Below are 14,903 nucleotides of genomic sequence, written 5' to 3'. Positions count from 1 at the left end.
GCAGCCCCAACTATAACCATGTCGATCCCGGCACCCGGGGCTGGCAGGATGGTCGCGTGCGAGCGAGCGTTGTCATCATCGACTGGAGGCGCCCGGAGCTGACGCGCCGGTGCCTCTCCTCCCTGGCGGAGCAGAGCGACACCGAGTCCGTCGACCTCGTCCTGGTCGTCAACGAGGCCGACGATGCGGAGGTCGCCGCGTACCGCCGGGAGTTCCCCGCGGTGGTCGTCGTGCCCCTGGCCACGAACACGGGATTCGCCGGCGGGGTCCAGGCCGGCGTCGAGGCGTCGACGGGCGACGTCGTCGTCCTGCTCAACAACGACGCCGTGGCCGGGCCCGACTTCCTCGCGCGAGGCCTGCGGACGCTGACGGAGGCGGGGCGGGGCACGGCGGCGGTGGCCGCACGCGTCGAGCTCGAGGGGGCGTTCGTCCCGGCGGGTGCGGGTGCGGGTGCCGAGGCCGACGTCCTGACGGCGAGGGACGGCCGTCGCTGGGCCCGGAGCGACACCCGGGGAGCGGTCCGCCTCCTCAACGGAGAGGGCGTCGCGGTCGACGTGTGGGGCAACGGCTTCGACAGGGGCTGGCTCGAGCCCGTCGCGTCCGATCCGGGCTGGCCGGAACCGCTCTTCGGCTTCTCCGGCGGCGCCTGCTTCGTGCGGCGGGACGCCCTCGACCAGGTGGGCGGCTTCGACGCCTCGCTCTTCATGTACTACGAGGACCTCGACGTGTCCTGGCGGCTCAGGCTCGCGGGATGGGACGTCGTCGCCGAGCCGCTCGCCGTCGCCGTCCACCGGCACGCGGGGAGCTCGAGCAGCGGCAGCGCGCTCATCAAGTACCAGAGCATGCGGAACCGCGTCGCCGTGGTGCTGCGCAACGGGTCAGCGAGCATGGTCGTCCGTGTGCTGGTCCGGGCGGCCGCCCGGGCCGCCCTGGACCTGGCGCCGCTCGGCCCCTCGCACCTGACGCGGGGGCAGTGGGCCCGCCTGGCGGGCCAGCTGCCTCGGCTCGTCTCGACGGCCCTCGCCCACCGTCGACGGGACGGAGCGACGCGGGCCGACCGCCTCCGGGTCGAGCGGTGCTGCCTCGCCCGGTGACCCCCGAGAAGGGGATGCACCCCGGGAGCGTCGTCGCCTAGGCTCCTCGAGGGTCTGCCGACGCTCCGGGTCACCTCCGGCGCCATCGGCGACGCACGACCGTGCGGCCAGACCCGTCGACGCCACAGGGAGGCGCCTCGTGAGAAGACTCACCGCACTCGTCACATCGGCGGCCCTGGCCGCCTCCGTCCTCGTCGGGGTCGGCCTGGCCGCTGCTCCAGAACCCGCGCAGGCTCTGTCAGGGGCGGACTTCGATCCCGGCTACATCGTGTCCGACCAGGTCTTCTTCAACGGCGGCGCCATGAACGAGGGGCAGATCCAGCAGTTCCTCGACGCCCAGATCGGTTCCTGCACGAACACGAACTGCATGAACGTCAAGCGGACGGACACGGCCACGCGGGGTGCGGACGCCATGTGCGGCACGTACCAGGGCGCCGGCTCCGAGTCCGTCGCGCGCATCATCGCCAAGGTCGGCGCTGCGTGCGGCATCAACCCCCAGGTCCTCCTCGTCACGCTGCAGAAGGAGCAGGGCCTCATCTCCGGCTCCGCTGCCCGGGGTCCCTCGGACGCGCGCGTCGAGAGGGCGATGGGCTACGCCTGCCCCGACTCGGCGAACGGCGGCTGCGACCCCACCTACGCCGGCGTGTACAACCAGATCTACCGTGCCGCGTGGCAGTTCAAGCGCTACGCGAACCCGGCGGGCACGAGCAACTACTTCCAGCAGTACGCTCCGGGCGCCAACCGGACCATCCAGTACAACCCGTCGGCCGCCTGCGGCTCCAAGACGGTGTTCGTCCGGAACCAGGCGACCGCGAACCTCTACTACTACACGCCGTACACGCCCAACGCGGCGGCGCTGGCGAACCTGAGCGGCACCGGCGACGCCTGCTCCGCCTACGGCAACCGGAACTTCTGGGTGTACTTCAACTCGTGGTTCGGCTCGCCCACGGGCACGGTCGTCACCGCCACCGGCAACGTCGAGGCGGTCACCGCCGGCGTGGGCACGGTGAGCGTGTCCGGGTGGGCCCTCGACCGGACGACGAGCGCCTCCATCCCGGTGCACGTGTACGTCGGAGCCGTCGGCACCCCCGTGACTGCGGCCTTCGACCGCCCTGACGTCGCGGCCACGTTCCCCGGGTCGGGGAGCCGTCACGGGTTCTCGGTCACGCTCCCGGCCTCGCCGGGACCCCAGCAGGTCTGCGTCTACGCCATCGGCAACGGCGTGGGCAACACGCCTCAGCTCGGCTGTCGGACGGTCGACGTCCGTGACCCGTCTCCGGTCGGGACCGTCGAGGCGGTCAGGGCGGCGCCCGGCGGCCTCGAGGTCAGCGGCTGGGCCTTCGACTGGAACACGACCGCGAGCATCCCGGTGCACGTGTACGTCGACGGGGTCGGCCGCGCGCTCGTCGCCGACCGGTCCCGTGCCGACGTGGCACGCGCCTACCCCGGTCAGGGAGCGGCTCACGGCTACTCGGCCTCGTTCGTGGCCGGGCCCGGCGACCACCAGGTCTGCATCTACGGCATCAACACCGGTGCGGGTCAGAACCGGTTGTTCGAGTGCCGGACCGTCACGGTGATGGCGGGCTCGCCCGTCGGCGCCTTCGACGCCGCGCAGGCGAGCGACGGGCGCATCGCCGCCTCGGGATGGGCCCTCGACCCTGACACGCGCGACGCCGTGGACGTCCACGTCTACGTGGACGGTGTGGGCCGCGCGGTCAAGGCCGACGTGCCCCGCAGCGACATCGGACGCATCCACCCGGGCTACGGTGCCGCCCACGGGTGGTCCTCCCAGGTGGCCGCGACCCCGGGACGGCACGAGGTATGCGCCTATGCCATCAACGTCGGAGCCGGGGCCACCACCGTGCTCGGGTGCAAGACCGTGGTCGTGGAGAACAGGCCGCCGGTCGGCGCGGTCGACGTCGTGCGAGCGACCTCGTCCGGCGTCGCGGTCTCGGGCTGGGCGCTCGACCCCGACGAGCCCGCCACCTCGATGGCCGTCCACGTCTACGTCGGCGCTCGCGGCACGGCCCTGACCGCGAACACGTCGCGCTCGGACATCGCCCGGATCTTCCCCGGTGCCGGGGCAGCCCACGGCTTCGAGGCCGTCGTCGCGGCCCCCTCCGGAGTCCAGGACGTCTGCGTCTACGCCATCGACACCCGGGGCGGCGTCAACCCGCAGCTCACCTGCCGGACCGTCACCGTCCCCTGATCGCAGCGTGGCGCCCTCGCGGCGGGCAGCCTCGGCTCCGATCCGCGAGGGCGCGCCACGGCGGCCTCCGCTCCCTGCCTGCGCCCCTCGCCTAGGCTCTACGGGGACGCGGAGCTCTTCTCGTCCTCTCCCGGGGTGCCCGTCGTCGATCGCCTGCGTGCAGGCCACGGACCGCGCCCGGGACGAGCACGACCCCGAAGAGGACCACCCATGAGACCCACGACCAACCGCCTCGCCGTGGCGGGCTCCACCCGCCGCTGGCTCGCCGTCTTCCTGGCCGCCCTGGTCGGGTTCGGCTGCGTGAGCGCCCTCTGGGCGGTCACCACCCCGCTGAGCGCGAGCCCCGACGAGCCGGCGCACCTGATCAAGGCCGCGTCGGTCGTCCGCGGGGAGCTCCTGGGCGACGTGACGGACGGGCTGCCGCAGATCCGCGACGTCGACGTGCCCGCCGGCGTCGCCTACTCGGCGGAGGCCGACTGCGCCAGGTTCCAGCCCGAGGTCACCGCGGACTGTGCTCCCGGGTTCCCGAGCGATGCGGACGCCATCGTCGAGGAGCCCACCAGCGCGGGTCTCTACAACCCCGTCTACTACGTGCTCGTGGGATGGCCGACCCTCGTCCTGGACGGCAGCAAGGCCTCGCTCTACGCGATGCGCCTGGTCAGCGCCCTCGTGTGCTCCGTGTTCTTCGCCGCGGCCGTCGCCTCGCTGTCACGGCTGCCGCGTCCGGTGCTCCCGGTGCTCGCGGCCTTCGGGGCGTTGACGCCGACGACGTACTTCCTGAGCGGCGTCGTCAACCCGAACGCCTTCGAGGCGGCGACCGCGGCCGCCTTCGCCGCGACGCTCGTCTCGGGCCTCCTCAGCGGACGCCCGGTGGGCTGGGGACAGGGCCTCCTGCTCGCCCTCTCCGGCGGACTGCTCGTGCACGCACGAGGGCTCTCCCCGCTCTGGCTGGCCGTGATCGTCGTCGTCGCCGCCGTGCTCGTCGGCTGGCGTGCCTTCTGGGAGCACGTCCGACGACCTCAGGTCCTCGCCGCGGTCCTCGCCGTGGCCGTCTCGTCCGTCCTCGCCGTCATCTGGACCCTCAAGTCCGGGTCCCTGGGCGCGGTGGGCCTCTACCCGGGTGCGGGCACGAGCTTCCAGGGCGGACTGGTCCGCATGCTCGAGAGGACGTTCGACTTCGGGCAGGAGCTCATCGGCAAGTTCGGCTGGCTCGACACCCCGGTGCCGTCGTACGTGGTCTTCGCCTACTTCGTCGGGGTGGGGGGTCTCGTGCTCGCCGCCGTGCTGGTCCCGACCTCCGGCCGGGTCAAGGCTGCCGTGCTGCTCTCGCTCGCGAGCTACGTCCTCATCCCCGCGCTGGTGCAGGCGGCGTCCGTGACGCGGTCCGGCTACGTCTGGCAGGGCCGTTACAACCTGCCGGTCTACGTCCTCCTCGTCCTGGTGGCCGCGGTGGCGCTCGCCCCGTCGTTCGACCGTCTCTCCTCGACCCTGCGTCGACGCGTCGTCCTGCTCGTCGTCGTCGTGCACTCCGCGGCGGCCTTCGTCGCGTTGATGACCTTCCTGCGCAGGAACGCGGTCGGTCTCTCCGCCTCCTGGGTCGCCCTCCTCGAGACGCCGGCGTGGCGCCCCCCGGTGCTGTCCACCTCCGTGTGGACGGGGCTCATCGCGGCGGGCTGCCTCGTGCTCGGCGTCGCGTTCCTCGTCGTCCTCGCGCTGAGTCGGCGCCAGGCCGTCCTGTCGTCGTGTGGGGACGGGTCCGGCGACGCGGGCGACGTCGAGGCTCCCGAGCTGGTGAACGAGCAGGGTGAGCGCCATGAGCCCGTGGGGGAGGCCGGGGGCCGTCGACGGACCACACCGGACAGTCCGTCCGGACAGGACCCCGTCGGGACCCGTCCGTGACGGGCCTCGCGGCCCGGTTCGCGGACTTCCGGAGCGGGCGGCTGTACGGGCCGTTCGTGTACCTCGTCGTCGGCGGCCTCGCGTTCGTCGTCGACCTCGGCCTGCTGATCGTCGGCCGGGACGTCCTCGGGTGGCCCCTCGGGGTGGCCGGGGCGGTCGCCTTCTGGGCCGGGCTGCTGGTCAGCTACGCCCTCCAGCGGTTCCTGACCTTCCGGTCGAGCCGCTCCTCCTGGCACTCGCTCTGGAAGTACGGGGTCCTCGTCCTCGTGAACTCCCTGGCCACGATCGCCGTCATCGAGCTCTTCGACCGGCTGGGCCCGGGATACGTCGTGGGCAAGTTCGTGTCGACGGCGATGACGACGACGTGGAACTACGCTGCGTACAAGTTCTGGGTCTTCGCGGACCGCTCCCGCTCGCGTGGGGCCGACGAGTCGACCACGGTGGACGAGGACGAGGACGCGCCACCCGCCCGTTGACACGTCCCCGACTGACAGGCGTCGACCTCGACGCCTGTCAGGGGAGGTCGGGGCGACCGTCGTGAGTCCGGGACCCGGCGTCCTGGGCCTTCTCGAGGTCGTGCAGCCGCAGGTCGTTCATGGCCGATTCCTCGGCGAGGCTCCGCACCTTGTCCTCGAGGTCGGTGAGCTCCGCGCTGAACTGGACGCAGACCAGGAAGATGATCACGATGCTGGCGAAGAAGGCGAGGTTCGCCGGCTGTTCGACGCCGACCAGGTCGGCCGCCCACGCGGTCAGCTGTGGGAAGACGCTGATGACGAGCGCGCCGACACCGGCGACCAGCCACCAGACGGCGTGCCGCTCCCGGAGCCGTCGACGACGCAGCCTCTCGACGACGACGCCGACGGCGAGCAGGCTGGCCGCGATGCTGAAGACGTAGCTCGTGACGTTCACGCGGCGGCCACCTCTCGGGCGGTCGCGTTGATCGGGCGGATCAGGGCCACGACGAGGGCGAGCCCGGCCCTCGCGAGGTACAGGGCTGCCTTCGCCGGGTTGTGCGACGCCACGCCGCCCGCTCGTGGCCGCATCGACACGGGCACCTGCTTGATCGACAGCCCGTGTCGGGCCGCGATGACCAGGGACTCCACCGTGTCGCCGAGGTACTCGGCCGGGTAGTTCTCAGCGAAGAGCTCGACGGCTCGGGGCCCCGCGCCCCGGTAGCCCGACGTGGTGTCCGTCAACGGCGTCCGGGCGATGCGGCTGAGGCTGACGCTGAGGAACTGCATGGCCCACCTCCGCGGCCCCCGCACCTCGTAGTCGCCCTCCCCGGCGAAGCGCGCGCCGATGACGACGTCGTGCTCCGCCAGCTCGTCGAGCAGGCGGGGCACGCTGGTCGGGTTGTGCTGCCCGTCCGAGTCGATCTGCACGACGTTGTGGAACCCGTGTCGCAGGGCGTACCGGAACCCGGCTCGCATCGCGCCGCCGACGCCGAGGTTGAAGGGCAGCTCGAGGACGCGTGCTCCCGCACGGTCGGCCATCTCGACCGTGCGGTCCTTGGACCCGTCGCTGACGACCAGGCACGCCACGCCCGGGAGGGCGGCGAGCACCTCACGGACGACGTCGCCGACGGCCTCTTCTTCGTTGTAGGCGGGCATGACGATGAGGGTCTGCTCGAGGGCGGTGGGCATTGCTCAATCGTAGCCGGGCAGGTCCGCGGCGAGCGGACGGCGGCGCGCGAGTCCGGGGAGCGGGAGCTGCAGCGCGGCGGGCCGGGGAGGGAGGGTGCAGGTAGGTATGATCTGCGGGTCCTGGTCGCGCGTGCCGCGCTCGCCCCTCGCCGCTCGCCCGAGCCGAGGCCCAGGCCCGGGCCACACGGCCACCCGCGACGAGGAGAACGAGTGCACGCCCCAGCCGAGCCGAGACGACCCGGACGACGAGCCCGCACCCGGACGGACGCCGAGGTCCTCGGTCGTGTCGGCCGGGCCGGTCCGGTGGCCCTGTTCGTCGTCGCGTTCCTCGTCTTCTTCGGCACGGCGGCGCTCTGGGCCCTGAGCACGCCGATCGGCGCCAGTCCGGACGAGCCGTCCCACATCATCAAGGCGGCGTCGACGGTCCGGGGGCAGCTCATCGGCGCTCCGGGCGCACGCCCCCAGGACAAGATCGTCCAGGTCCCGGAGACGGTGGCGGGCAGCGCCAACACCATCTGCATGTCGCACGCCTCGGAGGTCACCGCCGACTGCCTCCTCCCGTTCGGGTCGGACACGAAGCTCGTCGCGGCGACGACGACGGCGGGGCTCTACAACCCGGTCTACTACGTGCTCGTGGGGTGGCCTTCGCTGCTCGAGCTGGGCAAGGGGCAGATGTTCCTCATGAGGCTCGCGAGCGCGGCCGCCTGCGCGTTCTTCCTCGCCGCCGCGGTGACCGCCCTCGCGCGCCTTCCCCGCCCCGTGCTCCCCGTCCTGGCCGTGTTCGCCGTCTCCACCCCGATGACCTACTTCCTGATGGGGTCCGTGAACCCCAACGCGCTCGAGATCGCGACCACCGCCTCCTTCGCCTCCTCCCTCTTGGTCGTGACCAGCACGGCTCCCGGTCCACGGGCGTCGTGGTGGCTCGCGGCCTCGCTCGCGGCGTCCGGCGGGCTGCTCGTCCACACCCGGGGGCTCTCCCCGCTCTGGCTCGGCGTCGCGGTCCTCGTCGTGGCGATCGGGGTCGGGGTCCCGCGCTTCGTCTCGCGGGTCGTGCGCCCTCCCGTCCTGCTGAGCGTCCTCGTCGTCACGGCCTCGACGGTCCCGGCCGTCCTCTGGACGCTGCGGTCGGGCTCCCTGGACGCCGTGGGAGTGTACGGCGGCGCCGGGACGACGCCCGCGGACGGCTTCGTGCACGTGCTCGAGACGACGACCGACTACTCGGCGCAGGCGATCGGCAACTTCGGGTGGCTGGACACGCCTGCCCCCGGGTACGTGGTGTTCCTGTACTCGGTGCTGCTCGGGCTCGTCGTCGCGGCCGCGCTGTTCCTCCGCGACTCGGTCCGACGACGCGTCGCTGTCGGGACGGCGGCGCTCGCCGTCCTCGTCCTGCCTGCCGCCGTCCAGGCGTCGAGCGTCGCCGAGTCGGGCTACATCTGGCAGGGGCGCTACACGATGCCCGCCGTCGTCGTGCTCGTGGTCGTCGCCGCGTGGGCCGTGGGCGACGCCCTGCCGGTCCGCAGGCGCGCGGAGGACGTCCGCCGCTTCGCGACCTGCGTCCTCGTCGTGACCGGGGTCGCGCAGCTGGCGTGCTTGCTGACGTCGCTCCGTCGCTACAGCGCCGGGCTCTCGGCTCCCTGGCCCCATGTCTTCTCCGAGCCGGCGTGGCACCCGCCTCTGCTCGGCACGGTCGGCTGGGCCGTGCTCCTCCTCGCGTGCGTCGCCGTGGCGACCGTCGCCGCGCGGTGGCTGGTCCTCGCCGCGGGGGCCGACAGCCCTCGGGGCGACGGCTCCGTGTCCGACACCACGGACGCCGACGGTCCGAGCAGGAGCAAGAGCAGGAGCACGGTCACGGTCGCGGAGGCACCCGTGCCCGCCGGTGCCGCAGCCGCCCCCGGCCCCGTCGCAGCGGACCGGCCCTAGTCTTGACGACGGTCCACAGGAAGGCACCCATGAACACCCACACCGGCGCAGGCGCCCTCGTCGTCCTCCCCACCTACGACGAGGTCGAGAACCTCCCGATCATCCTCGGGCGCCTCTTCGCGGCCGTCCCCGAGATCGACGTCCTCGTCGTCGACGACGGCAGCCCCGACGGCACCGGCGAGCTGGCCGAGCGCATGGCGGCCGACGACCCGCGCATCCACGTCGAGCACCGCACGGGCAAGCTCGGCCTCGGCTCCGCGTACGTGAAGGGGTTCCGCTGGGGCCTCGAGCGCGACTACGACTTCGTCATCGAGATGGACGCCGACGGCTCCCACCCCCCGGAGGCGCTGCCCGAGATGATCTCGCGGGTCAGCGGCGACGCCCCCTGGACCCCGAGCCTCGCGATCGGCAGCCGCTGGGTGCCCGGCGGCTCCGTCGTGAACTGGCCCGTGTCGCGTCAGCTGCTCAGCCGCGGGGGCAACCTCTACGCCCGGCTCGCCCTCGGCCTCCGTCTCAAGGACGTGACGGCGGGCTTCCGCGTCTACACCCGAGACGCCCTCGCAGCCATGGACCTCGCGGGGATCGACTCCAAGGGCTACTGCTTCCAGGTCGACATGACGCTCCGCACGCTCGACGGCGGCGGTCGCGTCGTCGAGGTGCCGATCGAGTTCCGCGAACGCGAGCTGGGCGAGTCGAAGATGAGCCAGGCGATCGTCGTCGAGGCCATGGCGCGGGTCACCGTCTGGGGCCTCCGGCGGCGCCTCGCAGCCGTTCTGGGTCGCCGACCGGGCCCCGACTGGGTCGTCGAGCGCTGAGGGCGGCCGGGCCGACTAGCGGTCCGACCCGACCGGGGGAGCTGTCAGCTGCGGCAGGCGGGAGCGCCACGACCGCTTGCGGGCGGCGATCGTCGCGATCGCGACGAACAGCATGAGCGTCCCCTCGAAGAGCACGAAGCTCTCGGCGACGGCGGTGACCCCGATCAGCACCAGCACGAGGGCGGGCCAGACGTACGCGACGATCGGGTGGCCGGAGGCGGTCGCCCAGCTCCGCACGAGCGCGAGGGCTCCCGAGACGACGAGCAGCAGCACGCCCACGAGGCCGAGCTGCAGCCAGATGTCGAAGAACGCGTTGAGGGCCGTCGCGTAGGGGCGGCCGTCCGGCGCCAGGACCGTCGAGAAGGGGAAGATCTCGGCCGGCCACTGGCCCACGAAGCCCCACCCGGTGATGTCGTGCACGCTGGCGAGGCTCCGGACGCGCGCCCAGAGCAACGACCGAGCGCTCAGGTCGGAGGCGCCGTCGACGCTCGCGAGTAGCGAGTCGCGGAGGGCCCAGGAGATGGCGCCGCCGACGACGACCACGACGACCAGCACGCTCTGCAGCAGGGGACGCCGGTGCTCGGGAGCCTTGCGCAGGGCGCGGAGGGCGAGGCCGGCCACGACGAGGACCACGACCGCCAGCGCAGCCACGGGCGAGCGCGCGAACAGCAGGGTCACGGCGGCGAGCACGGCGGACGCGGCGGCGTGCGAGCGGGGGACCGACCGGGTCAGGAACTCGACCACGAAGGTGACGAGGGCGAGCGCCGCCAGGAAGCCGAGGTAGTTGCGCGTGCCCGCGAGGCCCTGGATCGGCCCGCCGAGCGCCAGGTCGCCGCGGATCCCGAGGAACCGGATCGGCTGGTCGATCAACAACCCGGCGAACACCTCGAGCGACATGGAGGCGACGAGGACGATGCGCAGCGCGTCGCCGACGGCTCGCACGACCTGGACCAGGTCCCGTCCCAGCGCCAGGTAGAGGCCGAGCGCCCCGAACCCCGCGGCGTAGGCGACGCCTCCCACCGTGACCCAGGTGTACTCGCTCCAGAGCACGCTGATCGCCATGAAGCTGAACAGCGCGATGAGCGACACCGGCAGGATGCCGTGCCACTCGACGTGGTGCCGGCCGCCGAACAGCGACAGCGCCGCGAGCACGAGCAGCGTCGCGAGCACGGCGACCGCGCCCGGCCAGCCCATCACCGAGCGGATGGCCTGCGTCGAGAACGCGAAGAGCACGATCGCCACCGAGAGCGCCTGGGAGAAGTGGCCGCCGGCGGAGAAGCCGACCCAGGCCGAGAGGTACCGCCGCAGGGGGTCGCGACGTCGCGGGCCGAGCCCGTCGATCACCGGTCGCGGTCCGTCCAGCCGTAGGCGTCCCGTCGCGTGACCACGACGACGACCACGAAGATCGCCCAGCCCCACTCGACGATCAGCCGCGACTCCGTGAGGCCGTGCACGAGGAGGAGGGTGAGGAGCAGCACCGGCAGCAGGTCGAGCGCGGACCACGCCGCCTCGCGTCCCACGCCGAGGACGCGGCGGTCCGTCGCCCACGACCACGCCCGCAGCAGCACGCCGACGACGACGAGCAGGAAGAGCACGAGGCCGACCCAGCCGAGCTGGAACCAGACGTCGAGGTACGCGTCGTGCGCTTGCAGGTACACGACGCCGTTGCGCTCGGCGAGGTCGATGAACGGCTCCGAGATGGGGATCCAGTAGCTGACCCAGCCCCAGCCGACGACGGGGTGCTGCACGCCGAGGTCGAGCACGGCGGACCAGATGTCCGTGCGGCCGGTGAGGTCGCCGCTCCTGCCCGCGAGGGCGAGCAGGGGCTGGCGCGCCAGCACGAGGAGCCCCGCCGCGAGCACGGCCAGGACCGCGGCGGCGCCGTAGACCCGCCCGCGCCTCTCGGCGGGCGTCGCCCGCAGCCTCGTCACGAGGAGCAGCACCAGGGCGACCGCGACGGCGCAGACGACCGTGGTGGCCGACCGCGTGAGCAGGAGCGCGACGACGGCCGCGGCGATGCCGACCCGGCCGGCGTTCTTCGTCACCTGGCCGGCGGAGAGCTGCACGGCCGTCACCACCAGGGCGAGGAGGGCGAACACGGCGAGGATGTTGCTGTTGCCCTGCAGCCCCTGGATGCGGCCGCCCGTGAACAGCTCGGCCCGCGACCAGAAGAACGCGTCGGGGACGCCGCCCGAGCAGTCGAGGTAGACCGGGCACACCGGCCGGCGCACGAACACGCCGACGACGAGCTCGAACAGCAGCGAGGCCCCGACGTACAGCCGCAGCGCCCGGCCGAGGGCGACGACGATCGACGGCCAGGGCAGCGTCGAGGTGACGGCGACGGCCCCGAGGGTCGTCGCCAGCGTCGCGACGATGCCGATGGCGGAGGCGGCGGGGTACTGAGACCAGGCCAGCGAGACCACGGCGAAGGCCAGCCAGAGCACGAGGAGGCGCGGCAGCGTCCGCACCCGCGGCGGGTGCCGCACGACGACGACCGCCGCGGCGATCACCATGACGCCGCAGACCAGGCCCCAGCCCCAGAAGCTGGTCGCGTTGCGCAGCACGTCGCCGCCCAGGAGGACGAGGAAGACGAGCGTGGCGAAGAGCGTGCGGGCACGCTCGGGAGGCGCCGGCGCGGCACGGCGAGCGGGGAGCGTCGTCGTCATGCGGACCAGGCTAGACGACGGCGCCCCCGTGCCGGGCCGGTGCTCAGACGAACGCGGCCTGGCCGGTGATGCTCCGGCCGACGATGAGCGTGTTCATCTCGCGGGTGCCCTCGTAGCTGTAGAGGGCCTCGGCGTCGGCGAAGTGGCGCGCGACGTCGTAGTCGAGCACGATCCCGTTGCCGCCCAGCACCTCCCGGGCGTGTGCCACCGTCTCGCGCATCCTGGCGGTCGTGTAGGCCTTGGCGAGCGAGGCGTGCTCGTCGCGCTGCTTGCCGTCGTCGAGCATCTGCGACACGCGGACGACCATCCCGAGGGAGGCGGTGATGTTGCCGATGCACTTGACCAGCAGGTCCTGCACGAGCTGGTGCGCCGCGATCGGCTTGCCGAACTGGACGCGCTCGCCGGCGTAGGCGAGGGCCGCCTCGTAGGCGCCGATCGAGTTGCCGACCGCGGCCCAGGCGACCTCGGCCCGCGTGAGCCGCAGCACCGAGGCGGTGTCGCGGAAGGAGTTCGCCTGCTGGAGGCGCAGGCTCTCGGGCACACGGACCCCGTCGAGCACGATGTCGGCGTTCTGCACGATGCGGAGGCTCTGCTTGTCCTCGATCTTGGTCGCCGTGTAGCCGGGGGTCGAGGTCGGCACGATGAAGCCCTTGACCTGACCGTCCTCGGCGCTCTTGGCCCAGATGATCGTGAGGTCGCTGAAGGTCGCGTTGCCGATCCAGCGCTTCGAGCCGTTCAGCACCCAGCCGTCGCCGTCCCGGGTCGCGACCGTGCGGAGCCCCTGCGCCGAGTCGGAGCCCGAGAGCGGCTCGGTGAGGCCGAAGGCCCCCACGAGCTCGCCGCTCGCCATCCTCGGCAGCCACTCGGCCCGCTGCTCGGGCGAGCCCCCGACGCTGATCGACCCCATCGCCAGGCCGTTCTGGACGCCGACGAAGGTCGCGACCGACGCGTCGACCCTGGCCAGCTCGAGCGCGACCCAGCCGCGGAACACGGCCGAGTTCTCGAACGGACGGGTCTCCTCCCAGGGGAGGGCGAAGATGCCGAGGTCGGCGAGCCCCTTGACGATCCTCGTCGGGAACTCCGCCCGGGCCCAGTGGTCGTTGACGATCGGCTTCACCTCCGTCTCGAGGTAGCGCCGCAGGTCGGCCAGCACCGACTTCTCGCGGTCGGTGAGCAGGTCTTCGTACCCGTAGAAGTCGCTGGCGAGCGAGGTGAACGAGGTGAGGGTCGATGTGGACATCAGGTGGCTCCGTTGCTCCGTGTCGTGGTGGCGACGACGACGCCCGCGCGCCGCCGTCCCGGGTGAGACGCGGCGAGCCTAGGCAGGCAGCTCGGCAGCGGCAAAGAGCTTGGTAGTTTTGGCCAAGGCCTCCCGGCCGGCGTGCTCGGCCCTTTGTAGAGGGGACCCAAGCGCGGCCGCACGGTCGCCGCGCACGCCGCCCGACGGGCACGACCCACGACACGCTCGGAGAACCATGTTCCTCGCCATCACGAACACCCCGCGCGACTACGCATGGGGCTCCCGCACCGCGATCTCCGAGCTGCTCGGGCGCCGCCCGTCCGGCAGGCCGGAGGCGGAGCTGTGGCTGGGGGCGCACCCGGGCTCGCCGAGCATCGTGGTGAACCCGGCCGTCGTGGACGGCGCGGACACCCTGGCCGACTGGTTCGCTGCCGAGCCGGCCCGGGCGCTCGGCCGGGACCGCACCGAGCTGCCGTTCCTGCTCAAGGTGCTCGCCGCCGACCAGCCGCTGTCGATCCAGGCGCACCCGACGCCCGAGCAGGCCGAGGAGGGCTTCGCCCGCGAGGAGGCGGCGGGCGTCCCCCTGGACGCACCGCACCGCAACTACAAGGACCGGTTCCCGAAGCCCGAGATCATCGTCGCCCTCAGCGAGCGCTTCGACGCGCTCTGCGGCTTCCGCGACCCGGCCGAGACCCTCGCCGACATCGACGTGATCGACGCGGGCACCGGTCGTCTCTCGGCGCTCCGCGGCAGCGTCGCGGCGTCGCTCGAGTCGACGCTGGCCTGGCTCTTCGACGGCTCGGACGAGTCGCGACGGGTCGTCGGGGCGGTGGCCGAGCTGGCGAGGGCGGTCGCCGACCCGAGCCCGAGCACCGCGACCGTCGTCGAGCTCGACCGCCTCTACCCGGGCGATCCCGGCGTCGTCGTGTCGCTGCTGCTCAACCGGGTCTCGCTCCGGGCCGGCGAGGCGCTGTTCCTGCCGGCGGGCAACGTCCACGCCTACCTCGGCGGGCTCGGCATCGAGCTGATGGCGCCGTCGGACAACGTGCTGCGCGGCGGCCTCACCCCCAAGCACGTCGACGTGCCCGAGCTGCTTCGGGTGCTCGAGTTCTCCCCGTTGCCCGTCCCGTGGCTCCGCCCCGTCGAGGTCGCCCGCGGGGTCGAGCGCTTCGCCCCCGAGGGCACCGGCTTCGCGCTGCTGCGGGTCGCGGCAGGAGGCGCGGGCGCAGTCGTCGAGATCGGCGGGCCGAGCATCCTGCTCGTCACCGACGGCCAGGTCGACGTCAAGGGACAGGACGGCACCATCCACCTCGCCCGGGGCGAGTCCGCCTTCGTGACCCCCGACGAGGTCCGCCTCGCGGTCAGCGGCGGCGGCCTGCTGTGGGTGGCGACGCCCGCCTGACCCGCGCCGCAGGGG

Annotated in this window: 12 protein-coding genes; 7 read left to right on the top strand and 5 right to left on the bottom strand. The window is 72.9% G+C overall.

Going from position 1 to position 14,903, the window contains the following annotated elements; translation table 11 throughout:
* Window positions 1-56: 56 nt before the first annotated feature.
* The 4 genes from IFT77_RS04255 to IFT77_RS04240 all read left to right on the top strand — a co-directional run bounded on the left by IFT77_RS04255 (window position 57) and on the right by IFT77_RS04240 (window position 5,678).
* Window positions 57-1,094, top strand: a complete 1,038-nt coding sequence (locus IFT77_RS04255; RefSeq protein WP_192042062.1) for a glycosyltransferase family 2 protein — start codon at window positions 57-59, stop codon at window positions 1,092-1,094.
* A 139-nt stretch (window positions 1,095-1,233) separates the two neighbouring features.
* The gene (locus tag IFT77_RS04250) at window positions 1,234-3,303 is read left to right on the top strand and encodes a hypothetical protein (protein ID WP_192169285.1); all 2,070 of its coding nucleotides are present in this window, start codon (window positions 1,234-1,236) and stop codon (window positions 3,301-3,303) included.
* Between the two features lie 210 nt (window positions 3,304-3,513).
* The gene (locus IFT77_RS04245; RefSeq protein ID WP_192169284.1) at window positions 3,514-5,202 is read left to right on the top strand and encodes a DUF2142 domain-containing protein; all 1,689 of its coding nucleotides are present in this window, start codon (window positions 3,514-3,516) and stop codon (window positions 5,200-5,202) included.
* Entirely contained in the window at window positions 5,199-5,678 is a 480-nt protein-coding gene (locus IFT77_RS04240) for a GtrA family protein (RefSeq protein WP_192042059.1), read from the top strand. The genes IFT77_RS04245 and IFT77_RS04240 overlap by 4 nt, the downstream gene beginning before the upstream one ends.
* Window positions 5,679-5,715: 37 nt before the next feature.
* Here IFT77_RS04240 and IFT77_RS04235 read toward each other — a convergent pair whose 3' ends face one another.
* Both IFT77_RS04235 and IFT77_RS04230 read right to left on the bottom strand, forming a co-directional pair.
* The gene (locus IFT77_RS04235) at window positions 5,716-6,111 is read right to left on the bottom strand and encodes a DUF2304 domain-containing protein (RefSeq protein WP_123546526.1); all 396 of its coding nucleotides are present in this window, start codon (window positions 6,109-6,111) and stop codon (window positions 5,716-5,718) included.
* The gene (locus IFT77_RS04230; protein WP_123547283.1) at window positions 6,108-6,845 is read right to left on the bottom strand and encodes a glycosyltransferase family 2 protein; all 738 of its coding nucleotides are present in this window, start codon (window positions 6,843-6,845) and stop codon (window positions 6,108-6,110) included. The genes IFT77_RS04235 and IFT77_RS04230 overlap by 4 nt, the downstream gene beginning before the upstream one ends.
* Window positions 6,846-7,055: 210 nt before the next feature.
* Between IFT77_RS04230 and IFT77_RS04225 the strand changes: the two genes are divergently transcribed.
* Together IFT77_RS04225 and IFT77_RS04220 are read left to right on the top strand one after the other, a co-directional pair.
* A complete protein-coding gene (locus tag IFT77_RS04225) occupies window positions 7,056-8,765 on the top strand; it encodes a DUF2142 domain-containing protein (RefSeq protein ID WP_192169283.1) in 1,710 nt (569 codons plus the stop codon).
* A 29-nt stretch (window positions 8,766-8,794) separates the two neighbouring features.
* On the top strand, window positions 8,795-9,580 hold the full coding sequence (locus tag IFT77_RS04220; RefSeq protein WP_192169282.1) for a polyprenol monophosphomannose synthase: 786 nt from the start codon (window positions 8,795-8,797) through the stop codon (window positions 9,578-9,580).
* A 15-nt stretch (window positions 9,581-9,595) separates the two neighbouring features.
* On the opposite strand, the gene IFT77_RS04215 is transcribed toward IFT77_RS04220, so the two are convergent.
* Genes IFT77_RS04215 through IFT77_RS04205 form a run of 3 tightly spaced genes read right to left on the bottom strand, consistent with a single transcriptional unit; the run spans window position 9,596 to window position 13,486 of the window.
* On the bottom strand, window positions 9,596-10,924 hold the full coding sequence (locus IFT77_RS04215) for an O-antigen ligase family protein (RefSeq protein ID WP_192042056.1): 1,329 nt from the start codon (window positions 10,922-10,924) through the stop codon (window positions 9,596-9,598).
* A complete protein-coding gene (locus IFT77_RS04210; RefSeq protein ID WP_192169281.1) occupies window positions 10,921-12,246 on the bottom strand; it encodes an O-antigen ligase in 1,326 nt (441 codons plus the stop codon). Before IFT77_RS04210 ends, IFT77_RS04215 begins: the two co-directional genes overlap by 4 nt.
* Window positions 12,247-12,289: 43 nt before the next feature.
* On the bottom strand, window positions 12,290-13,486 hold the full coding sequence (locus IFT77_RS04205; RefSeq protein ID WP_192042054.1) for an acyl-CoA dehydrogenase family protein: 1,197 nt from the start codon (window positions 13,484-13,486) through the stop codon (window positions 12,290-12,292).
* A gap of 235 nt (window positions 13,487-13,721) precedes the next feature.
* On the opposite strand from IFT77_RS04205, the gene manA reads away from it, so the two are divergent.
* Window positions 13,722-14,888, top strand: a complete 1,167-nt coding sequence (gene manA, locus IFT77_RS04200) for a mannose-6-phosphate isomerase, class I (protein ID WP_192042053.1) — start codon at window positions 13,722-13,724, stop codon at window positions 14,886-14,888.
* Window positions 14,889-14,903: the final 15 nt, after the last annotated feature.

This window comes from Frigoribacterium sp. CFBP 13729 (assembly GCF_014841875.1).
Taxonomy (GTDB): Bacteria; Actinomycetota; Actinomycetes; order Actinomycetales; family Microbacteriaceae; genus Frigoribacterium.
Note: the sequence above shows the minus strand (reverse complement) of the source record. Positions and strands in the feature narration are given on the sequence as shown.